General features: G+C 45.3%; 19 protein-coding genes and 1 pseudogene. 4 read left to right on the top strand and 16 right to left on the bottom strand.

Annotated features, from left to right (window positions below; all coding sequences use genetic code 11):
- Positions 1–5: 5 nt before the first annotated feature.
- The 9 genes and pseudogenes from tnpA to NE671_RS09545 all read right to left on the bottom strand — a co-directional run bounded on the left by tnpA (position 6) and on the right by NE671_RS09545 (position 6,865).
- Positions 6–416, bottom strand: coding sequence for an IS200/IS605 family transposase (tnpA, locus tag NE671_RS09585; protein WP_044961972.1), 411 nt, complete (start codon positions 414–416; stop codon positions 6–8).
- Between the two features lie 455 nt (positions 417–871).
- Positions 872–1,141: pseudogene (locus NE671_RS09580) on the bottom strand (DEAD/DEAH box helicase family protein); the annotation flags it as partial.
- 230 nt (positions 1,142–1,371) lie between these two features.
- Positions 1,372–2,982: an amidohydrolase gene (locus tag NE671_RS09575; protein ID WP_256163913.1), complete on the bottom strand. Its 1,611-nt coding sequence runs from the start codon at positions 2,980–2,982 to the stop codon at positions 1,372–1,374.
- 3 nt (positions 2,983–2,985) lie between these two features.
- Entirely contained in the window at positions 2,986–4,437 is a 1,452-nt protein-coding gene (locus tag NE671_RS09570) for an alanine/glycine:cation symporter family protein (RefSeq protein ID WP_021652308.1), read from the bottom strand.
- Positions 4,430–4,612, bottom strand: a complete 183-nt coding sequence (locus NE671_RS09565; protein WP_015527038.1) for a hypothetical protein — start codon at positions 4,610–4,612, stop codon at positions 4,430–4,432. The genes NE671_RS09570 and NE671_RS09565 overlap by 8 nt, the downstream gene beginning before the upstream one ends.
- A 129-nt stretch (positions 4,613–4,741) precedes the next feature.
- Positions 4,742–5,272 carry a EutP/PduV family microcompartment system protein gene (locus NE671_RS09560; protein ID WP_022426452.1) on the bottom strand — a complete coding sequence of 177 codons (531 nt, stop codon included), beginning with the start codon at positions 5,270–5,272 and terminating at the stop codon, positions 4,742–4,744.
- Between the two features lie 18 nt (positions 5,273–5,290).
- Complete coding sequence (locus NE671_RS09555) at positions 5,291–5,722, bottom strand: BMC domain-containing protein (protein ID WP_118608568.1); 432 nt, start codon at positions 5,720–5,722, stop codon at positions 5,291–5,293.
- An 11-nt stretch (positions 5,723–5,733) separates the two neighbouring features.
- Complete coding sequence (locus NE671_RS09550; RefSeq protein ID WP_021977225.1) at positions 5,734–6,099, bottom strand: BMC domain-containing protein; 366 nt, start codon at positions 6,097–6,099, stop codon at positions 5,734–5,736.
- A gap of 262 nt (positions 6,100–6,361) precedes the next feature.
- A complete protein-coding gene (locus tag NE671_RS09545; RefSeq protein WP_148447374.1) occupies positions 6,362–6,865 on the bottom strand; it encodes an NUDIX hydrolase in 504 nt (167 codons plus the stop codon).
- A 314-nt stretch (positions 6,866–7,179) separates the two neighbouring features.
- Between NE671_RS09545 and NE671_RS09540 the strand changes: the two genes are divergently transcribed.
- The 3 genes from NE671_RS09540 (at position 7,180) to aroD (ending at position 11,077) form a co-directional block, all read left to right on the top strand.
- On the top strand, positions 7,180–9,177 hold the full coding sequence (locus NE671_RS09540) for an oxidoreductase (protein WP_110102510.1): 1,998 nt from the start codon (positions 7,180–7,182) through the stop codon (positions 9,175–9,177).
- Positions 9,178–9,399: 222 nt separating this feature from the next.
- Positions 9,400–10,278: a shikimate dehydrogenase gene (locus tag NE671_RS09535; RefSeq protein ID WP_173740416.1), complete on the top strand. Its 879-nt coding sequence runs from the start codon at positions 9,400–9,402 to the stop codon at positions 10,276–10,278.
- A 37-nt stretch (positions 10,279–10,315) separates the two neighbouring features.
- The gene (aroD, locus tag NE671_RS09530; protein WP_173740417.1) at positions 10,316–11,077 is read left to right on the top strand and encodes a type I 3-dehydroquinate dehydratase; all 762 of its coding nucleotides are present in this window, start codon (positions 10,316–10,318) and stop codon (positions 11,075–11,077) included.
- Positions 11,078–11,312: 235 nt separating this feature from the next.
- Here the strand turns inward: aroD and NE671_RS09525 are convergent, their stop codons facing one another.
- From NE671_RS09525 to NE671_RS09505, 5 genes are all read right to left on the bottom strand, one after another.
- Positions 11,313–12,695: a hypothetical protein gene (locus NE671_RS09525; protein ID WP_015527029.1), complete on the bottom strand. Its 1,383-nt coding sequence runs from the start codon at positions 12,693–12,695 to the stop codon at positions 11,313–11,315.
- A 232-nt stretch (positions 12,696–12,927) separates the two neighbouring features.
- Positions 12,928–14,127 (bottom strand): MFS transporter, encoded by a 1,200-nt coding sequence (locus NE671_RS09520; protein ID WP_021652301.1) that lies wholly within the window; start codon positions 14,125–14,127, stop codon positions 12,928–12,930.
- A gap of 5 nt (positions 14,128–14,132) precedes the next feature.
- Positions 14,133–15,014: a shikimate dehydrogenase gene (gene aroE, locus NE671_RS09515; protein ID WP_015527027.1), complete on the bottom strand. Its 882-nt coding sequence runs from the start codon at positions 15,012–15,014 to the stop codon at positions 14,133–14,135.
- 114 nt (positions 15,015–15,128) lie between these two features.
- The gene (locus NE671_RS09510) at positions 15,129–17,054 is read right to left on the bottom strand and encodes an FAD-dependent oxidoreductase (RefSeq protein WP_015527026.1); all 1,926 of its coding nucleotides are present in this window, start codon (positions 17,052–17,054) and stop codon (positions 15,129–15,131) included.
- Positions 17,055–17,167: 113 nt separating this feature from the next.
- Complete coding sequence (locus NE671_RS09505; RefSeq protein WP_059085373.1) at positions 17,168–18,007, bottom strand: sugar phosphate isomerase/epimerase family protein; 840 nt, start codon at positions 18,005–18,007, stop codon at positions 17,168–17,170.
- A gap of 286 nt (positions 18,008–18,293) precedes the next feature.
- Here NE671_RS09505 and NE671_RS09500 point away from each other — a divergent pair, with 286 nt between their 5' ends.
- Complete coding sequence (locus tag NE671_RS09500) at positions 18,294–19,202, top strand: LysR family transcriptional regulator (protein WP_147603351.1); 909 nt, start codon at positions 18,294–18,296, stop codon at positions 19,200–19,202.
- Between the two features lie 141 nt (positions 19,203–19,343).
- Here NE671_RS09500 and NE671_RS09495 read toward each other — a convergent pair whose 3' ends face one another.
- Positions 19,344–20,132, bottom strand: coding sequence for a shikimate kinase (locus tag NE671_RS09495; RefSeq protein WP_021652296.1), 789 nt, complete (start codon positions 20,130–20,132; stop codon positions 19,344–19,346).
- A gap of 326 nt (positions 20,133–20,458) precedes the next feature.
- Positions 20,459–21,358 (bottom strand): LysR family transcriptional regulator, encoded by a 900-nt coding sequence (locus tag NE671_RS09490; RefSeq protein ID WP_015527022.1) that lies wholly within the window; start codon positions 21,356–21,358, stop codon positions 20,459–20,461.
- Between the last annotated feature and the right edge of the window lie 15 nt (positions 21,359–21,373).

Genomic DNA, 21,373 nt, shown 5'->3' with positions numbered 1-21,373 from the left:
TTGGTTTAATACGACTTGCTCTGATGCTCAATATAACGGCGGATATTTTCCTCCGATACAGATCCGATCGTTTCCACATAATAGGAATGGTTCCACAGCTCTCCCTTCCATAGCTGGTCTCTTATTTCCGGAAAACGTTCGAACAGTTTTCTGCCGGTGATCCCCTTCAGATACTTGACGATCGCTGTTATGGACAGTTTTGGTGGAGCTGATACAAAACAATGGACATGATCACCTTCACCACATTCAAATAAATGAACAGTAAAACCTTTATCCTCAGCAATCTGCTGCACCAGTTCCTTTAGGTATTCCTCAATTTCTGGGTCTAATATCTTCCGCCGGTATTTCACCGACCACACCATATGGTAATTAATATTACACACACAAGTCCTGTAATGTATTAGATTTTCTTTCATACATATAGTATAACATAACAAGTAGAAATACACAATAAAAAACAAACATATTTTCGATTGATTATATGCCGGTTACGGCATTAATACCAAGGGATTGGGAGATTATTATATTATTTCAATGTGCAGATATGCACAATCCTGCGCTTTCATCTCGGTAATTGAATTGCCGAGGATTCCCGCTTATTGTCCTAAATGTCAAAAAAGGATGCCAACGAATCAAAGCAGATTACGTGACATCCTCTTCTTTTTATTAGTGCTATTTTATAAATTCAATCGAATAGTAATACATGTACTCATTATCTGTATCTATATGCTCCCCTGCAATATCCTGTATTGGCAACGAGCTTAACCCTTTTTCTCCATAAATCAGTGCTGCTAATCCTTGCTCTGTTCCATACTCTATCTTGCATTTGTTTTCAATAGTCGTTGCTGATCTTCCATAATATTCCCTGCTAAGAGACAAAGTATTCCACTGCGTTCTCAGGGAAGAATTCCTTAAACTCACCATATAACTGAGCCACAAGTGTTTTATTGTGCGCAAGTACCAAAGTTGGCTTGTTTAACTGGGCAATGACATTCGCCATGGTGAAGGTCTTACCGGAACCGGTGACACCCAGCAAAGTCTCGAACTGGTTGCCTTCCTTAAAACCCTTGACCAGTTTTTCGATAGCCTGAGGCTGGTCGCCTGTGGGTTGATATTCGGAGTGTAATTTGAAATGATCCATACGGTTCTCCTTGTTGTTCTGAAATTTGTGGATATGTAAATACTGCCTGTTACTATATGTAAAGAGAGTGCTTTTATCTTTATTATTGTTGCTTTTACAGTATATCGTTCAGCGTAAAAAAAGTATAGGTCAACCGAATATTTGTTCTATACTTTTTACTGCACCACACAAAAAGGCAGCGCCTGCTCCACTCAGACTCTGCCTCTCACTTTTTTCTTTTTATACTGCCGTCATTCTTCTACTTTTCTCTCATAAACGATCTCACCGCCAAGAACTGTCATATCCACTTTCGTGGTCTTGATCTCATCCGGATCAATCTTATAAATATCTTTCTCTAGAACTACGAAGTCTGCATTTTTTTCCACTTCGATGGTTCCGTTCTCGTCTTCTGTATAGGAAGCGTAAGCTGCGTTTTTTGTAAAAAGCTTCACCGCCTCATCTACAGACATTTTTTCGGATGGAATCCAGCCTTCCTGTGGCTGACCGCTGATATTTTTGCGGGTGACTGCAAAATAAATATTCTCCATGGCATCAAAGCTTACCACAGGAGCATCCGAACCGCCGGACGTATGGATTCCCATATCCAGCATGCTCTTCCATGCATACACCTTATCCATACGGTGTGCGCCGATGGCAGGTTCCACTGTGTTCATATCCAGATCGATAAATACCGGCTGGATATATGCCAGAAGATCCTGGTCTTTCATCCCCTGCAAAATACGCGGATTGGTGATCTGGCAATGTACGATACCATGTCTGCCCTTTTTATTATCCTTCCGGTAAGGAGATTTCGCTGCTGCCTCAATGACCATATCCATTGCACGATCACCGATACAGTGTACCGCTGCCTGCATCTGATGCCGGTCAAAAAAAGCAAACAGATCGTCAAGCTCCTCCTGACTGAATGTGATGATCCCGGTATTTCCCGGCGAATCCTCGTAAGGCTCATTCATGGCCGCTGTTCTTGCACCAAGGGAACCATCCTGGATCAGCTTCATCGGTCCGACAGTAAAGTGATCTCCCCTCTGCCCGGTACGATATCCTTCCTCAATAAAAGCCTTTGCATCCTCCGCCCGCTCAAAAAGGCACTGCTCATAATGGCGGATACTCAACTCTCCTCTGGCATCCAATGCCTTGTAGGAGGCCATGATCCGACGCCAGTTTTTTCCCGGAAGTGAAGCAAGATCATCGGACTGTACACCTGTAAATCCACATTCATTCAGCTTCTTCGCACTGTATTTGATGTAGTCTTCCACTTCTTCCTGGGATGGTGCTTCCAATACGGAAGAATAAAACTGTACTGCATTCTCCTTCAGAAGTCCGGTATCCAGGTCAACCTCCTTCTCAATCTCCGGGAACTCCGGGATTTTTTTCAGAAGCTCCAGACCGCAGCTGTTGCACACAGCCACATGCCCGCAGACACGCACCATAATGATGGGGATTTCCGTTGAGAGCGCATCCAGCTCATCCTTGTGCGGATAGCGTGGCTTATCAAAATGCTCCTCATTCCAGCCTCTGCAGTAGAGCCAGGTCAGCTTCTGACCTTTGCTCTCCTCCAGTCTTTTTTTTGCTGCGGCAAGCATTTCCTCAACACTTGTGCAGTCAAACAGTTTTACAGATCTTTCCACAAATGCATAATGCAGCATATGCATATGTGTATCCACAAAACCGGGCAGCATCAGCCTTCCCTTTAGGTCGATCCGCTTTTTGCAGGAAAAAGCTTCTGCTTCTTTATCAGTTCCCACAAAAACGATCCGGCCATTTTCGCTTCCCACAGCCTCTGCCACTTTTTCACTGTCATCCAGTGTTCTTATACATCCGTTAAAAAAAATTGTATCCACTGTTTATTTTTCCTCTTTTTCTTTTTTATCCTCGTAGAAAAGTGCCATATCCTTGTCTACCTTTCCGATTCCCATGTAACGCGCCTTGTAATCCTTCAGCAGTTTAAAGAAAGTACCACTTAAGATAAATAATGTGGCAACATTTACAAATGTAGGGAATACGGTTGTAAAGTCTGCAATTACCCACAGCTGCGCCGGTGTTCCGTTTCCGTAAAGAGTAAGCACTGTGACCAGAAGACCCCATAATGGTGTTCCAAGGATAAAAACCTTCTCTGCGATCTTCAGAACCTTCTGATTATTTTTCAGCCAGTGCTTCAGGATCACGCTGTAGTAGGTGAACCATCCGGTTGATGTTGTTAATCCAAAAAGAAAAATACTGATCGCGATCAGTGCTCTCGCAATGGAGCCCATTCCAGACTCAAATGCTGTCAGTGTCAGCTCTGATCCCTGAAGTCCTGAATTCCAGTAGCCGGTAATGATAACAACAAGACCTGTCATGGAGCAGACTACGATGGTGTCTGCAAATACCTCAAATGCTCCCATCAGTCCCTGTTTTACAGGATGGTCTGTCTTTGCGGAAGCATGGATCATAGGAGATGTTCCCCAGCCTGCCTCGTTGCTGTATACGGAACGGGCAAAGCCAAGACGCATTGCTGTTGCAACACCGGCTCCCATAAATCCGCCGACTGCCGCCTGTGTTGTAAATGCACCCTTGAAGATCAGTCCAAAGGTTTCCGGCAGCTTGTCAAAATTCACTACCAGTATTGCGAGAGAGCCTACAATGTAAAGCATGCACATGATCGGTGTCATATAGGAAGAGATCACGCCGACTTTCTTTACACCGCCGATGATGATCAGATAGATCGCTGCCACATACAAAAGTGACGGTACGATGTACGGCAGGTGGAAGGTACTTCCGACAGCCTCTGATACTGTATAATTCTGCAAAGTAATGAACCATGTCATGAAAATACAGCCGCCGAACAGTACTGCAAAAAGTTTCCAGAAGGGAAGCTTTTTCTCTCCGCCAAGCCCCTTCTGCATGTAGTAGGTCGGGCCTCCCTGGTACTCACCGTTTGGCTGTTTCTCTCTGTAGTATACAGCAAGTGTTACCTCTGCCATCTTGATGACCATGGCAAGAAGCGCTGCGATCCAGAGCCAGAATAATGCCCCAGGTCCTCCTGTTGCAATAGCCGTTGCAACACCGGACATATTGGATACACCAACAGTACCTCCGATCGCAATGGAAATAGCCTGGAACGGTGTCAGGCTCTTTCCGTCATCTCCGCCTTCCTGGCGACGTTCTTTACTGAACATGTTTTTCACAATGTAACCAAAATGGCGAAACTGGAAGAAACCGGAACGTACTGTCAGATATACGCCTGTAGCGAGGATCGTGATCAGCAGCGGCAGTCCCCAGAGCCAGTTGGTCAGATTTTCAAATAATTCAAACATCTTTTCCTCTCCTGTCCTTCTTATTTTTTGTCTTTTGCATCCATTCGGAAAATCTGTGTATAGAATATAAAAAATCCCCGGAACATGAAGGCAGATACGGATACCCGGTGTTCCCGACATACAGCTCTTCTGCCATATATCTGCGAGCCCCGTTTCTATCCTCTTTATCCTTCATGCTCTGGGGATCTTACATTTCAGCCCACGAATCTTCCAAACGATGACAGTATATCACAGTTCCGGAGGAATTTCTACTTTTTCTGTTTGAATTTTGTATTTTTATTCATTTTTCGTGAATATTACTATTTTACCGTATGGATTCCGGATACTCCACCCCTTCCGGCATGGAATCCCATTCGTTAAGGCCAAGGCTCTGCTTGAATTTCGCCTGTTCAAGCGTAAGCGTCGGGAGATCATCCTGCAGATAATCCATCAGCTCGCTGATGCCTTCCCTGGTCTTGTTATTTACCATGAAGATCCGTTCACAGCCCATGTTCTCCATCCACTGTCTGACCATGGGAATGTTGGCATGGGGAGAATCCACCTTGGTGATGATCCCGATCAGCGGCCGTAGTAGAAAATTCCTGCTGCCGTCACTAAACAGGTTAAAGGGCTCATTGGCTGCCTGTACAATGGCGATCACATCCGCCTCAAAGGAAAAGCAGGCCAGTCCTACGCTGAAATGCTTGGATTCCGCATATTCTCCCGGTGAATCAATAGTATCTTCATTTGTATTGGTATACTGAGTCTTATGATAATGAAGCTCTTCCCCTTTAAGCGCCTGTGTCAGGGATGTTTTGCCGGCTTCACTTCGACCCATCAGAAAAATTTTTTTCATTTTTTATCCCGTCCTGCCTCAGCTTCTGTGGATCTTACAGACATCGAATTTCAATGTCTCATGGAAAAATCGTACCACTTCCTCCACAGCTGTCATCACTTCCGTAAAACCGCCTGTCAGGATCAGCGTCCCGCAGAAACGATCCATAAATCCTACTTCCACATGAGCTGCCTTCACTGCAACATCTGCCGCAACTACAATCGCCTCCCAGGGTGTGACTCTGACCATACCAATGGCATCTCCCCTGTGGTCCTCGCCTTCATGGACACCGATATGTAACGCAAGATTCTCATAAACAGATTTATCACTTGGCGTAAAAACATGTGCAAAAGAAAGCTCTTTTCCAGGTACCCGCACACGTGTCAGTCGAAGTCTTTTTCCCTTAAGATTCTCATAATCATCATGAAACAGCCGCTCCAGCAGTTCTTCCTTCGTTATCCGTTCTTCCATGGTGCACTTCCTTATCTCTTGGTGATCTTGCAGACTACATATCCAAGAGTATCACGGAAATAGTCCACGATCTCTTCCATTGCTGTCTGCACATCGGAAATCTCTCCTGTTATGATCAGTGTTCCTGTAAAACGGTCTGCAAATCCAAGATACACATTACCGCTCTTCACAGCAATATCGGATGCGATCACAGCAGACTCGGAAGGTGTCATATTCATGATACCAATTGCAGATGATCCATAGTCCACCTGCGGATTCAGTCCAAGCTTCTGATATATGATAGGTGCCGGACCACCCATGATATGGGCAAATGTGATCTCCTTACCGGCTACGGTTTCCTGTACGATTCTGATCTGGTCTTTATGTTCATCTGCCATTGATGATTCCTCGCTTTCAAAAATTTCGCAACATAGCATTGTCAAGATCAATGCTATCGTTTTCTCTCTCAATCTAATATTCGATAAGCCGGATTTTGTCCATCCGGCTTACAATTTTCCTACGATAAATTTTACTATCTATACCTCTTAATGTCAATACAATTCTTTGAAAACAAGGCAAAAAACAACGTTCTTAAAAATTAAAATCCACATAAAACAACACTCATTTTCACATCAGTCTGGAAAACCAGTCAAAATCTGTTTAAAATTCAAACGCCTTCTTAATACTGTCATAATGCAAAAATTTTCCCTCAGCCGCAAACGCTTTGATCTGATCCAGTGTCGCAAACATATATCCGTCTGTCTCTTCTGTCTGAAGTTTCAGATCCTTGTCTTCCACATCCATGACAAACCGGTACACATCTACAAAGTAATTATCTCCTTCCCCAGGGTTCTCTCTTTTATAGGTAAAAAGATATCCGCCTTCTGCCTGGCTAGCATCCAGTCCTGTCTCCTCTTTTACTTCACGGAGTACCGCATCCCTGGATTCTTCACCTGCCTGGGCAGCGCCGCCGGAAACTTCCCACCAGCCTGGAGCCCAGGCTTTTGTCATCACGCGTTTGGTAATGAGAAAAGTTTTGTCCGGTCTTGCCACCACACCTAAGACTGTCAGATGATATTCTCCATCTTTCAGGCACCAGTCGTTGCGCTTCATGGTACGTCCTGTCGGTTTCTTATCTGCATCGTAAATATCCCAGAATTCCATTTTTCTATCTCCTGTCTTTTTTACATTTCACGGTAATATGGTCTTACATTTCCGTCTCCCCGTGTTCTGTATCTTTTTTATTTGTTATGATAACACGCTAAAGTCCTGTATGTAAACCCTGGAATCTGCTACCCTTTTCCAGTTATTTTTTTCAGCTGCTATCTGCACATTCTGCTCCTTTTATCTCATAAGAAAATCTATAGATTATTTTTATTATATCACTTGTATTATGAATTAGTTTTATAGATATTTTTGTTATATAATTAACACAAACAAACGATTCTATTTAAAATAACCAGGGAGGTTTTTTTCAGATGAAGAATGATTATCCGCATATTTTTTCCCCATTAACTGTTAAAAATATGACTATCAAGAACCGTATTGTTATGATGCCGATGGGCACCAACTACGGTGAACAGAACGGCGAAATGAGTTTTCTTCATATCAATTATTATGAGCAGCGTGCAAAGGGTGGTACAGGTCTCATCATCGTAGAGAACGCAAGCATCGATTCCCCGCAGGGCTCCAACGGAACCACACAGCTGCGCATCGATCATGACAACTATCTGCCACGTCTTTTCAAATTCTGTGAAAACATTCATAGATACGGAACAAAGATCGCGATCCAAATCAACCATGCCGGAGCTTCCGCTGTTTCTTCCAGGATCAACATGCAACCGGTTTCCGCATCTGACGTTCCATCCAAAGAAGGCGGCGAGATCCCGCGTCCTCTTTCCAAAGACGAGATCCTTCACATCGTGAAAAAATACGGTGAGGCTGCAAAACGTGCACAGACAGCTGGCTTTGACGCAGTAGAGATCCATGCAGGACACTCCTATCTGATCAGTCAGTTCCTCTCCCCGATCACAAACAAGCGTACCGATGAATTCGGCGGATCTGTTGAGAACCGTACCCGTTTCTGCCGTATGGTCATCGATGAGGTAAGAAAACAGGTAGGACCTTTCTTCCCGATCATGCTCCGTCTCAGTGCGGATGAGCTGATGGAGGGCGGAAATACACTGGAGGATACTCTGGAATACCTGGATTATCTTCAGGAAGAGGTTGATATCTTTGATGTTTCCTGCGGACTTAACGGTTCCATCCAGTACCAGATCGATGCAAATTATCTCCCGGACGGATGGCGTTCCTACATGGCAAAGGCCGTAAGAGAAAAATTCAACAAGCCATGTATCTCCATGGGTAATGTCCGTGACCCGAAGGTTGCTGAGCGTATCCTGGCTGACGGTGATGCAGACCTGATCGGTATGGGCCGTGGTCTGATCGCAGACCCTGCATGGGTAAACAAGGTTGCCACAGGTCATGAGTGTGACCTCCGCAAATGTATCTCCTGTAACGTTGGCTGTGCCGGAAACCGTATCGGTGTAAACCGTCCGATCCGCTGTACTGTAAACCCATCTGTTCTTGAGGGCGATGTATATAAGAAAAAACATGTAAATAAAAACTGCAACGTGGTCGTTATCGGCGGAGGCACTGCCGGACTGGAAGCTGCCTGTACAGCCGCAGAGGTTGGATGCAATACCTTCCTTCTGGAAAAAGGCAATGAGCTTGGCGGACTTGCATCTCTGATCTCAAAGATCCCTGCAAAGAACCGTCTTGCTGATTTCCCGCACTATCTCATGCATCGTGCTGAACAGCTTGATAATCTTTACATCTTCAAAAACACAGAAGGAACACCGGAAAACATCCGCAAGTTCCATCCGAATATCATCGTAAGCTCCACCGGCTCCGCTCCGCTTCTGCCTCCGATCGCAGGACTGAAGGATCGTATTGACAACGAGAAACATAATATTTATTCTATTCTTGGTATGATCAGCCACATTAATGATTTTCCGAAGGATCTGGAAGGCAAAAAGGTTGTTGTTGTAGGCGGCGGTGCTGTAGGTCTTGATGTTGTGGAATTCTTTGCTGACAGAAACGCAGACATCTCTATCGTTGAGATGATGGATCAGATCGGACGTGATCTTGACCCGGTAAGCAAAAATGATACAAAGACCATGATGAAAAAACACAATGTACATCAGCTTACAAAAACTGCTCTCCTTGAGGTTAAGGATTCTTCCTTCCTTGTCAGGGGCGACGGTGAGCCTTATGAGCTTCCATTTGAGTACGGCTTCGTATGTCTCGGAATGAGAGCTCAGGGACAGCTTTACCAGAACCTCACAGAGGAATTTTCTTCTGAGGATGTTGAGATCATGAACATCGGCGACAGCCAGAGAGCAAGACGAATCATTGACGGTACCCAGGAAGGACGCAATATCCTTACCATTCTTGAGCAGAAGGGATACCTTTAATATTTTTCCGCTATACCCTTTCCGGGAATATCTCAATCCTTCTACCGAAAAGTGTATATAGATTTGTTACAGTTCACTCGGTGATCCGTAACATAGTTTTTCCACGTCTTCCTCCCCAGCAGCCGTCCGGAGAATGTCCGCAACTTCTTCAGATCTATGTGGCGGGAGGTTTAAAAAAGACAAATCTTCATCCAGATTTTACCAATGAGAGGAGTTATTACCATGTCAGAAAGAATCACAGGACATACCGAACTGATTGGTCTTATGGCATATCCGATCCGCCACTCCAGCTCTCCTGCCATGCAGAATGAAGCTTTTGCAAAGCTTGGCTATGATTATGCATATCTTGCATTTGAGGTTAGTGCAGACGAGATCGAGGATGCTGTAAAGGCCATCCGTACTCTGAAAATGAGAGGTTCCAACGTTTCCATGCCGAACAAAACTCTGGTAGGCCAGTACCTTGACGAGCTTTCACCGGCAGCAGAAATGTGCGGCGCTGTAAACACCATCGTTAATGATCATGGTCATCTTACAGGCCATATCACAGACGGTATCGGATTTATGGCAGCACTGAAAGACAATAACATCAACGCCATCGGAAAGAAAATGACCATCGTAGGTGCAGGTGGTGCCGCAACTGCTATCGAGATCCAGGCAGCACTTGACGGTGTAGGCGAGATTGTGATCTTCAACCGCAAAGATGAATTCTGGGACCGTGCAGTATCTACGGTAGAAAAGATCAACACCAGAACTTCAAGCCATGCTGTTCTCTATGATCTGGCAGATCTTGACCAGCTGAAAAAAGAAATGGCTGACAGTTATATTTTCGTAAATGCGACAGGTATTGGAATGAAACCACTGGAAGGTCAGTCCGTTGTTCCGGACAAGTCTTACTTCCGCCCGGAGCTTATCGTTGTTGACGTGCCTTACTCCCCTCTTGAAACTGCTATGCGTTCTATGGCAAAGGAAGTTGGCTGCAAGACAATGAACGGCCTTGGCATGATGCTTTTCCAGGGCTCCGCTGCATTTGAACTGTGGACCGGCGAACCGATGCCGATCGAACATATGAAAGAGATTCTTAACATCAGATACGACGACTAAACTGCTATCTGTTCCTGTCGTATCAGAAAGGACCATTATGAAAACAGTTCAGGTAAGAAATATCACACTCGGAGAGGGAAGACCGAAGATCTGTGTCCCGATCGTGGGACAGACAAAGGATGATATCCTCCTTGAGGCAGGGACCTTCGCAAGGATCCCCGTAGACGTTGTGGAATGGCGTGTTGACTGGTTTGAGGACGTTTTTGACACAGACAAGGTTCTGGATGTGGCAAAAGATCTCCAGACCGTTTTAAAGGACACTCCGATCCTCTTCACCTTCCGTACTGCAAAAGAAGGCGGAGAAAAAGCGATCTCCAACGAAGCTTACAAAGCACTCAACATGGCTGTCGCAAAAAGCGGCTATGTAGATCTCATTGATGTAGAAGCCTTCACAGGTGAGGAGATCGTAAAAAGCATGATCCAGGAAGCACACAGCTATGGCGTAAAGGTCATCGCTTCCAACCATGATTTTGACGCAACTCCTGAGAAGGATGAGATCGTGCGCCGTCTTCGCATGATGCAGGACTATGGCGCAGATATCCCGAAAATGGCTGTTATGCCAAGAAACAAACAGGACGTGCTTACACTCTTAAGTGCCACGCTGGAAATGTCCGAGCAGTTCGCCGACCGCCCGATCATTACCATGTCCATGGCAGGTACCGGTGTTATCAGCCGTCTCGCTGGCGAAACCTTCGGTTCCGCCCTTACCTTCGGTGCAGCTACCAAAGCTTCCGCACCAGGACAGATCAATGTCAACGAGCTTGCACAGGTTCTTGACATTATCCACAAAAGCCTATGATCCTGTAACCTCCCATAAAAAGGATCTACGGTAGATTTTTGTAACAGAACGTGAATTATAAACCAATTTTCAAACCCAATTGATGTAACAAATTATTTCAATTTTAATCCCATAATAGCAAATCTATTAAAATAATAATTAAAAACAACAAATCTCATGACAAAAAGAAGAAGTGTGCTGACCCATCCAGCACACTTCTTCTTTTTCTTTTTTTATATCTTTGTTATTCCTCTAATCAATTTTTATCCTCGATGGCATTCTCCTCTTTCTTTCTGGGGTCCCAGTTTGAAAGGAAGATATTCAGGCCGAAGCCTACAGCCAGGGCCCATGCGGATGCCCATGCAGTTCCCTGGGTTGCAAGCACCGCTGCCATAACACCTGCGATCATCTTGTCACGGTCTGTTCTGCAGTAATCCATACCGATCCTTGCACAGACAAAGGCCTGGAACATCAGAGTAATGGAGGAACCGACTCCGAAGATCGGACGGAAGAAGCTTACAACCGGAATGATCAGCACACTTAAAAACGTTGCAATACGGAAGGATGCCATACCGCCGATCAGAGACTTCATGGCTTTCTTTCCCTCCTTGTAACGGATGGAAACAGATACTGTCATTCCAACCCATAACGGACCGGAAAGCGGCGGAAACGGCGCAATGACGGAAAGGATCAGGTTCCTGATGCCGCTGACCAGGTTGGAACGGCTGGAATTGAAATCAATGTACTCATCATCTCTGGACTGGCGTGCCTCTGTAACCAGTGTCTCTGTGGTAACAAAATCACCAAATGCGATAACATAGCATACAAGTGCCAGAGGAAGCGCTTTGACAAACATGGAGACCGGCGGGATTCCCACACCAAAGATACTTACCTGTGAGATGATCTCTTTGAACTGCGGGATCTTGATAAAGGTTCCCAACTCAAGACCAGGCGCATCCAGCTCTCCTACAAGAAGACCTACCACCATGGCGATCAGATACGGGAAAAGGTTTCCATACCTGGCAACAAGATCCAGGAATTTGTTGTTCTTTCTCTTCTCCTGATATTTATCTGAAAAGCTGATCAGGATCAGAAGGCCTACACCGGCAACGATCGCCAGCGGATACTTATGCATGTTGCCGCCCTCTCCCAGCTGTCCTGCCATAACCGTCACCGGCGCAGCAAGAAGGATACCACCCTTAACAGAATTTGGTACTGCATGGACAAATTTATCCGCAAGTTTGGTGATGCCCATAAATATGAACACGAGACCAACCAGCATCTGCAGGGCGATCATTGCCTGGATACGTTCTTTTCCCATAGGGAAGCCTTCCAGGAATACGATCGTCAGCGGAAGGGTCGGTGTGATCCATCCCGGTACAACCGGGTCACCAAGTAAGCTGTGTAGCATATACAGCATGGTCTCTATGATCACACAGCTCCATGCCAGCTCATAAGGCAATCCCAGATATTGTTCCAGATAAGGAACCGCCGCCAGTGCCGTAACCCCGAGGATCAGGCCCTGGATAAACTCTACGGACTCAATTTTATAGTGAATAAACGGAAAACGAATCTGAAATGGCCCAAACGGAATGTAGGGCAGTTCGTTTTCTCTTCGCTGTCTTGCTGCACGTGCCATAACGATTCTCCTTTGTCGTTTTTTTTGATAATACATATATAGTATCTTTTATTTTATAAGTTTGTTAATTAACAAACATTTTCAAAAACGGTAAAGTCCAATCCGGGAATTGTTCCCGAATTGGAACTTTGTTTTGCACAGATTCAGTCATCTTTGTCTGTATCCATACAATGATTCACTTTTTTTACTGTAGTCAAACGGATATTCACCCCAAGGGATTTCCTTGATTCAGTCAAGCCTCTTTTCCACGGTTCATCTTAACGAACAGTGCAAGAAGGATTCCTATGAATGTCACTGCCATATTGAGAAGCAGGATCATTCTCGGAGCACTGGTTCCGGCAGTCTTTGTAATGTAGCCGGCCAGTGTCAGAATGGTGTAGTTCGCAACGCTGGATGCGATCATGACCATGGATGTTGCAGTTCCCTTGTTTTCCGGGAAGAACTCCGCAGTTGTGGAAACAGCCAGCTGAAGCACACCGCCTGCGCCTGCAAAACCAATCACAAATCCACCGATAAGACAAATTGTCGGATTCTGGATAAAGTAGCAAAGTCCCAGCATGATGAAAGAGATCAGCGGATAAATGATCAGGATATTGATCTCCTTCAGTCCTTTTTTGATAAATACAGAGGAACACAGGATCGCTGCAAAGGTTCCTACTGCATAGAAGGACTGGATCTTGGAAGGATCACTTAAGTTATAAAGCTTTCCGAGCTCCTGGTTACAGTTCAGCCACAGCATGAATGTAGAAGAGCTTGTAAATCCGATGAGAATTGCTGCAAGAGCTGCAGGAGTGATCTTTAATTTTGCTTTTTCTTTCTTTACTGTACCTGCTGTATTTCTCTCCGGGAATGGCAGGAACAGGATCAGGATTCCATCGATAAAGATCGCAGCACCGGCAACAATAAAGATGGTTCTGTAGGACATATTCGCCGCTGCTACAAAGCCGATGAGGAAAGGAAGCAGAAACTGGCTGATACACATGGAGAATTTTGTAAACAGGTTCGCTACAGAAGGATTGTTTACATAAATCTCCATACATGTCGGGCTTACGCAGGTGTCTAGGAAGGAGTTTGCGATACCGCCTACAATGGCAAAGGCGTAGGCAACTCCCATAGACGGAGCAAATGCGATTCCCATAAAGTATGCTGCATAACAAATCACGCCGATGATTCCGCTTAATCTGCGTCCGAATTTGTCGGACAGGGGACCGGAAAACGGAAGAGAGATCAGTCTTCCAAGTCCAAGTGCGGCAATTACAGATACTACCATGCTGACATCCATAGTTCCATCACTTAAAGCCTTTGCTCCCCAGTGAGCAGCAAGCTCCGGCTTGTACTGACCCATGATGGAAGCTCCGATTCCATGGATGAAATATGTAAAATACAGCGCGATAGAAGTAATCACTAAATTTTTCTTACCTGTCTGGCTCATTTTTCTTATTTCCCTTCGTTCTCAGCCTGAAATTTCTGGTACTCATCTGTCGGCATCTCAAGACCTGTGTAAAGCTTGTAAGATGCTGCACCCTGCCACAGAAGCATTCCTTTTCCGCCTACAGCAAGCTTCACGCCTGCTTCTTTTGCTTCTTTTACCATCTTTGTCTCTGCCGGATTGTATACGCAGTCAGCAACAACAAGATCCTTATGGAACATGGATTTATCAACCAGTGTGATGTCATCATGTGGTTTCATTCCTGCAAGTGTTCCGTTCGCGAGGATATCTGCGTTTGCGATCTCTTCTCTCAATTTGTCCTGATCGTCAAGGCAATATACGCTTACTTTGCAGTCCGGTACTTCTTTTGCAAGCTTCTCAGCAGTTCCTTTTGCTCTGTCAAGGAATGGATCGTCAGGGTTGAAGATCGCGATGGATGCTGCTCCGTCAAGGGCACACTGTACAGTCAGAGCTGTAGCTGCTCCGCCTGCTCCGAGGACTACCATCTTTTTGCCCTTTACATCAACACCATGCTCTTTCAGGTTGCGGACAAATCCGATACCGTCTGTGATATGTCCAACAAGTTTTCCATCCTCATTTACGATAGTATTTACAGCGCCGATGATCTTTGCTGCCGGTGAAAGCTCGTCTACACACTGAGCTACTTTGTTCTTGCAAGGCATGGTTACATTACAGCCTCTCATTTTGAACAGACGCATTGCATCAAGAGCTGCCGGAACCTGATCCTCTTTGATATCAAATGCCATGTAAGCATAGTCCAGGTTATGGTACTGGAAGCTGAAGTTGTACATAGCCGGGGATCCGGAATGTCCTACAGGGCTTCCGATCAGTGCAAGTAAACCAGTTGTTCCTTTAATTCTCTGTTCCATTTCTTTTTACCTCCTGCATTTTCCCCTGTCAGACACCGGATATATTTTTTCCGGTGTCTGACAGGGCATCTTTTTAATTTTTGTACTGTCCGGTTTATTGGATAGATTGGCAGATCAGATCCTAGAAGCTACCTCATAAGCCTCTTTTGTTGCATCCAGTGCACGTCTTGCACGGATAGCATCTCCGATCACATGTGTCTCAGGTACAAGGTCTTTGATCTTCTCTTCCAGAGGATTGTAGTTACGGAATCCCATGGAAAGGATCACAGAATCATATCCTCTTGACTCGTGACGTACTCCGTCAGCGGTCTCATATTCTACACCGTCTTCATAGAATTTGCATACCTTTGCTCCGGTGATCTCCTTGATTCCGTAGTCCTCGAAATCCTTCATCAGATATACTCTGTGCTCGTGGATCACGTCTGCACCTACGGTATCACGGAACTCGATAACAGTTACATCATGCTCCTGCTCGCCTAAAAATGCAGCTGTCTCGCATCCAACCATTCCACCGCCGACAACGAGAACCTTTTTGCCTGCTGCTCTCTTGCCATCCAGAAGGTCAGAGCCGTGGATGATAGCCGGATTGTCGATTCCCTCGATCGGAAGGATCAGAGTCTTGGAACCGGTGGCAATGATCACGCTGTCCGGCTTCTCTTCTTTGATAAGCTCCGGAGTTACCTCACAGTTCATCACGATCTTAACGCCATCCTTCTGACAGCGATGGATGTAGCTGCGGATCATGTTTGTGATGTCACCTTTTCCCGGCGGATATGCAGCAAGTCTCATGTTTCCGCCGAGAACATCTCCTGCCTCATAAAGTGTTACCTCATGGCCTCTCTCTTTTGCGATAAATGCAGCGGAAAGTCCTGCAACACCACCACCGATAACCATAACCTTCTTCGGCTCTTCCGCTTTCTCAAGCGGCTCTGCCTCATGACCCAGGAACGGGTTTGTCAGACAGCATACCGGATTTCCTGCATACATGTTTGCAACACAGCCCTGAAGACAGGCGATACAAGGAGTCATATCCTCAAGACGCTCTTCCTGTGCTTTCTTCGGCATAGCCGGATCTGCAAGGCTCTGACGTCCGAATGCTACAAGGTCTGCTCTTCCTTCTTTTACCATCAGCTCTGCGAACTGTGGCTCTGTATAACGTCCAACTGTGATCACCGGGATATTTACCGCACGTTTGATTTCCTCAACCTCTGCTGCAGAGAATCCACCGTGGATAACAGTCGGTGCCCACATAAACTCATCCTTGATATGAACGGCACGGGATACATGGAGTCCGTCCAGTCCGCAGCTTTCCAGATATGCTGCGATTGCTGCACTGTCGTGGACATCAAGTCCTCCCGGAACCTCATCTGCACAGTTGATTCTTGCAAGAACTGCAATTTTTCCCTGTGTTGCTTTTTTAACTTCCTCGATGATCAGACGGGAGAAACGCATACGGTTCTCAAAGCATCCGCCAAACTCATCCACTCTCTTGTTTGTTCTCGGAGAAAGGAAGGTACTTACCAGATAACCGTGTGCCATATGGATCTCAACAGCATCTGCTCCTGCTTCCATTGCTCTTCTTGCTGCCTCACCGTAGCCTTTGATCAGCTCGTAAACTTCCTCAGTTGTAAGCTGCTTCGGAATATCACGGCCGCACACTGACGGGATACTGGTTGCTGCTGTGATCGGTGCTCCTGCGTTCTTTGCATTTCCTTCCGGACCTGCGTTCTGAAGCTGGATGGACACCTTTGCTCCTTCTGCATGACATCCGTCGATGACCTTGCGGAAGCTCTCGATCGTAGAGTCGTCATAAAGACATGGTTTACGCGGGCCACCCTTTGCGCCCTTGTGAACTACAGTAGCCTCAATGGTGATCAGACCAAATCCGCCTTTTGCTCTTTCTCTGTAATATGCAGCGGACTGCTCACTCATTGTTCCGTCTGTGTTTGCAAAGTTATTTCCCATTGGCGGAACAACAAAACGATTCTTTACTGTCATAGGACCGATCTCGATCGGCTGAAACATCGCATTGAATTTCATATGCGTTCTCCTTTCCTTTGAAACAATCTTTTTGTTTCTTTCACGGTAACGCCCTGTCACCGGTATGACGTCGGAAACAGGGGCCCGTCTGAAATATTCGTTTCTTATATTAATTACAGTACTTCCGGCCAAGCCTCTTCCAGTACCTTCTTTGTGTTCTCATATGTATGTTTTGCAGCATACCCGATACCTTTTTCAAGGTTTGCATCGCTGATAACCTCTACGCCGATGGCATTTGGTCTGATGCCTTTTTCTTTGATCATTTTTACGAACGGTACTGTTGTTCCGATTCCTGTTCCAGGAGCAAGACGGTCATGCATGGACTCATCTCTTAAGATCGTTGTTGCATATGGTCTTTCCCATACATCGTTGATCTGGATGGATACGATCTTGTCTGCCGGGATTCCCTCAAGTACGGAAAGCTCGATCGGCTGGTTTGCTCTTACCCAGTGCCATGTATCAAGGATCAGTTTCGCATTCCCGCAGTCAGCAGCTTTTACAACAGCCCAGCCCTTTTTCACATCCGGGATTCCGCTGTATGGCATTGGCTCAACACCGATGATGTATTTGCCTGCTCTGTGGCAAAGCTCACGAAGCTTCTGTGCTGTGTACTCTACGGAATAGTTCTCCATCAGTCCGCAGTTGATCTGTTTTACGTTAAATAATTCACACATATGGAAGCAGAGCTGTTCTTTGTATTTCTGCTCATAGGAACGATGCTCCTCTGCCCACTGCACGATGTACTCAACCTCTGTTACCTTCATGTCATATTTATCCAGGATCGCCAGGATATCCTCGTCGAAAAGTCCCTCATTCAGGGCATCTACGTAGGTTTCTGCTCTCAGGCCGATTCCCTCATAGCCAGCCTCTTTGGCAGCTTTTACACGGTCCTCAAATTTGCACTGATCTCCCAGTGTCCAGGAACTGATTGTGATTGGAAATTCTTTTGACATGATAATTCCTCCTGAAAATTTAAATAATTTTATTTGTTTTTTTTTAATTATTTTGTATCTTTTTTCTATAAGCATTATATAACTTTGTTAAATACAAAACAAATTGATTGTACCAGGAGAATCCATAGATTTTATCAATATATCATGTTATACTATATAAAACATATTCAGCCGTATTGCCGCCGTCACTGCATACGGCCCGGCAAATCTCTTATGTCTGTCAGACTTACCTGGGATCTGTCCGAAGTAAAACATTCAGATAAACTTACGAAAGGAGTATTGAAAAATGAATCTGTATCATCTTCGCTATTTCGTGACACTGGCTCATCTGGAACATTATACAAAAGCTGCGGATGTTCTGGCCATCACACAGCCCAGCCTAAGTCACGCGATCTCTTCTCTGGAGGAAGAGCTTGGAGTGAAATTATTTGAAAAAAACGGACGGAATGTTTCTCTCACCAAATATGGCAAGTCTTTTCTGGAGGATGTGGAACAAACCCTGAACCGGCTGGATTCCTCCGTAAACGGTCTCCAGCTTGCAGGAAAGGGAGAAGGACAGATCGATGTGGCTTTTCTCAGAACTCTGGGTGTTGACTTTATGCCAAAGATCATCCGCAGTTTTCTTAATGCCAATACGGGAAAACAGATCCATTTCAATCTGTTCTGTGATAAGGTGCTTACCGGCGATATCCTCACCGGACTGAAAGAGAAGAAATACGATATCGGCTTCTGTTCCAAATTTGACGACGAACCACTGATCGAATTTATTCCGGTTGCCAAGCAGGATCTGGTCGTCATCGTTCCGCCGGAACATCCTCTTGCTGAGAAATCCGAGATCCATCTGGAGGAAACACTTCCATACAAGCAGATCATCTTCAAGAAGAGAAGCGGTCTCCGCCAGATCATTGACCAGTTATTTAAGAGCATCGGTCAGTACCCGGATGTGGCTTTTGAGATCGATGAGGATCAGGTTGCCGCAGGATTTGTTGCCAATGATTTCGGCATCTGCATTGCACCGGATATCCCGATCCTTCACTCTCTGAACCTTAAGATCCTGCCCCTTGTCTCTCCAAGCTGGCAGCGGAATTTCTACATGGCCATGCTGAAGGATGTATACCATCCGCCGGTCGTGGAAGCCTTTAAGAAATTTGTGATCGAGGAAACCTCGAGGGAGATTTTTTATAAGACCAATTAAACGATCTGTTCATCTGCAAATATATGGTCCGGATCTTTTATATCATAAAGGACAGCTGCCCGATCTCCGTTCTGTTTCTGTACGGTTTATCGAACAGCTGTCCCTTTTATATGTAAAACTATTCTGTTTTATGATCAGCAGTTATTTATTTGCCTCTGCCTCACGAAGTCTGTGGATCAGCTCCTCGCAGATCTCAAGCTCACTCTTTCCGTCTGTCTCAACAACTATATCTGCTGCTGCCTCATATTTCGCGCGACGTTTTTCCAACAGATCAGCGATAAATGAAACATTTTTGTTGTTCTCAAGTAAAGGACGGTCATGATTATCCTTTACACGTTCCAGAATAGTTTCCGGCTTTGCAGTCAGAAGTACAACACGGCCATTTTTTTTCATCTCGGTAACATTGCGCTCCCGCATCGGAACACCACCGCCACAGGATACTACAACATTCGATCTGGACTGCATCTCGATCAGAAGATTTGTCTCGAGCTCACGGAAATACTCTTCACCGTAAGTCTCAAAGATATCGGAAATGCTCATTCCCTGTCTCTCCACGATACACTGATCCATCTCCACAACATCCATGGCAAGAACATTCTTCAGATAATCGGAGATCGTAGATTTACCAGCTCCCATAAATCCGATCAGGAAGATATTATAATTGAAAAGATTTCTGGACTGGATTCTTTTACTGTTCTGTGTGATGCTTGCAAAAACATCATTGACCTCTTTCTTATGACGTCTGCCTTCCATTCTGGCTTCCAGCCATCCTTTCTGCTTCGCCTCCTGTTCCGGCTGAAGTACCGGAAGATCGTTAGCTTCCTTGTATACCATGATGTCCTCTACGATCCTGTTTCTCATAAGGAGTGCGTCCAGGATGATCTCATCGCACTGTCCAAGGCTTTCTCTTAATACTTCTAACTGGTTCATAATATCTCCTTTACTTCGTTCATTTTATTACGGATTTCCGTCATCACTTTATCACTTTAAATCAAGTATCTGTCCTTATTATACCAACTGGTCATTTTTATCTCAACCCAAATTTTCATTGAATTTACACATGTGATCTATAGATTATTTTTATAATTTTTAGTCACGGCAAAGATATCTGACGCAGGACTTCACGCTATGATGGACTGGATTGTTTGCAGTAATTTATGGAATTGCTATAGTATTCATGCCAGGATCTGTGTCAAAAAAATCTCCGCCCTTTTACAGAAGCAGAGATTTTTTACAGAAATTTTATCACCAAGATTCTACTGTATCACTTCATAGATCCGGTAATGCTTGTATATATAATCCCGGAACTGCTCCACAAGCGCACTTGGGTACCGGTTTTTCATCATTCCCATGTATATGTAACGACGGCAGTGCAGATTCTCAATATTTAAGATTTTCACAGGAAGTGTATGGATCACCGGTACATCCGGCACAATGCCTACACCAAATTCCTCCGCCACCATACCTGCCAGTGCACCATCCTCTTCTACCTCAAAGGCCGTCTCCGGTGAAAGTCCTTCCTTTTCGAAAAGCTCCCGGATCACAAAATACAGTCCGCTTGCAGGGGTAAAGGTCACCTGCGGATACTGCCCCAGCTCTTTTATGGTCACTGAATTTCGGTCTGCAAGAGCATGGTTCTCAGGCACTACAGCCACCAGCTTTTCTTCTGACACCGGCACAAAGCTGATCTCCTTCTCGCCCTCTGCCCGGGAACAGAAGATCACGTCGAATTTCTCTTCCTTCAGACCCCGGATCAGACTTCCGGTAGCTGCATTCTGAAAACGGAAATCAATCTTCTTCCCCTCCTGTTCATTAAGGAACCCCCGGACAAGCTCCGGGATAAATCTGCGTCCCTGGGTATGGATATACCCGATGGAAATACTTCCTCCCGGAATCCTTGCCGCTTCCTGTATCCTCTCCACACCAAGATTCAGGATATGTAAGGAGTCCTGCACATATTTCAGAAACATTTCCCCGTATTTGGTCATGGTCACATTTCTTCCGTGACGCTCAAAAAGTGGAACCTGCAGTTCCTTTTCAAGGTTGGAGATCGCATGGCTCAGACTTGGCTGGGTTATATCCAGCCTCTTGGCTGCTCTGGTATAATTTTCGATCTGGGCAAGAGTCACAAAATATGTGAGCTGATTTAAGTTCATATGTCAAAAAATCCT

The sequence above is a fragment of the Blautia sp. DFI.9.10 genome, from assembly GCF_024461705.1.
Classification (GTDB): Bacteria; Bacillota; Clostridia; order Lachnospirales; family Lachnospiraceae; genus Blautia_A; species Blautia_A fusiformis.
This window is presented reverse-complemented; position numbering and strand designations above follow the sequence as displayed.

What these genes read in the sequence shown, in the direction of transcription:
- NE671_RS09560 (WP_022426452.1), bottom strand. Translation starts at nt 5,272, where the DNA reads ATGAAAAAAATTTTTCTGATGGGTCGAAGTGAAGCCGGCAAAACATCC.
- aroE (WP_015527027.1), bottom strand. Translation starts at nt 15,014, where the DNA reads ATGGAACAGAGAATTAAAGGAACAACTGGTTTACTTGCACTGATCGGA.
- NE671_RS09540 (WP_110102510.1), top strand. Translation starts at nt 7,180, where the DNA reads ATGAAGAATGATTATCCGCATATTTTTTCCCCATTAACTGTTAAAAAT.
- tnpA (WP_044961972.1), bottom strand. Translation starts at nt 416, where the DNA reads ATGAAAGAAAATCTAATACATTACAGGACTTGTGTGTGTAATATTAAT.
- NE671_RS09570 (WP_021652308.1), bottom strand. Translation starts at nt 4,437, where the DNA reads ATGTTTGAATTATTTGAAAATCTGACCAACTGGCTCTGGGGACTGCCG.
- NE671_RS09525 (WP_015527029.1), bottom strand. Translation starts at nt 12,695, where the DNA reads ATGGCACGTGCAGCAAGACAGCGAAGAGAAAACGAACTGCCCTACATT.
- NE671_RS09535 (WP_173740416.1), top strand. Translation starts at nt 9,400, where the DNA reads ATGTCAGAAAGAATCACAGGACATACCGAACTGATTGGTCTTATGGCA.
- aroD (WP_173740417.1), top strand. Translation starts at nt 10,316, where the DNA reads ATGAAAACAGTTCAGGTAAGAAATATCACACTCGGAGAGGGAAGACCG.
- NE671_RS09565 (WP_015527038.1), bottom strand. Translation starts at nt 4,612, where the DNA reads ATGAAGGATAAAGAGGATAGAAACGGGGCTCGCAGATATATGGCAGAA.
- NE671_RS09505 (WP_059085373.1), bottom strand. Translation starts at nt 18,007, where the DNA reads ATGTCAAAAGAATTTCCAATCACAATCAGTTCCTGGACACTGGGAGAT.
- NE671_RS09555 (WP_118608568.1), bottom strand. Translation starts at nt 5,722, where the DNA reads ATGGAAGAACGGATAACGAAGGAAGAACTGCTGGAGCGGCTGTTTCAT.
- NE671_RS09490 (WP_015527022.1), bottom strand. Translation starts at nt 21,358, where the DNA reads ATGAACTTAAATCAGCTCACATATTTTGTGACTCTTGCCCAGATCGAA.
- NE671_RS09520 (WP_021652301.1), bottom strand. Translation starts at nt 14,127, where the DNA reads ATGAGCCAGACAGGTAAGAAAAATTTAGTGATTACTTCTATCGCGCTG.
- NE671_RS09495 (WP_021652296.1), bottom strand. Translation starts at nt 20,132, where the DNA reads ATGAACCAGTTAGAAGTATTAAGAGAAAGCCTTGGACAGTGCGATGAG.
- NE671_RS09545 (WP_148447374.1), bottom strand. Translation starts at nt 6,865, where the DNA reads ATGGAATTCTGGGATATTTACGATGCAGATAAGAAACCGACAGGACGT.
- NE671_RS09510 (WP_015527026.1), bottom strand. Translation starts at nt 17,054, where the DNA reads ATGAAATTCAATGCGATGTTTCAGCCGATCGAGATCGGTCCTATGACA.
- NE671_RS09500 (WP_147603351.1), top strand. Translation starts at nt 18,294, where the DNA reads ATGAATCTGTATCATCTTCGCTATTTCGTGACACTGGCTCATCTGGAA.
- NE671_RS09550 (WP_021977225.1), bottom strand. Translation starts at nt 6,099, where the DNA reads ATGGCAGATGAACATAAAGACCAGATCAGAATCGTACAGGAAACCGTA.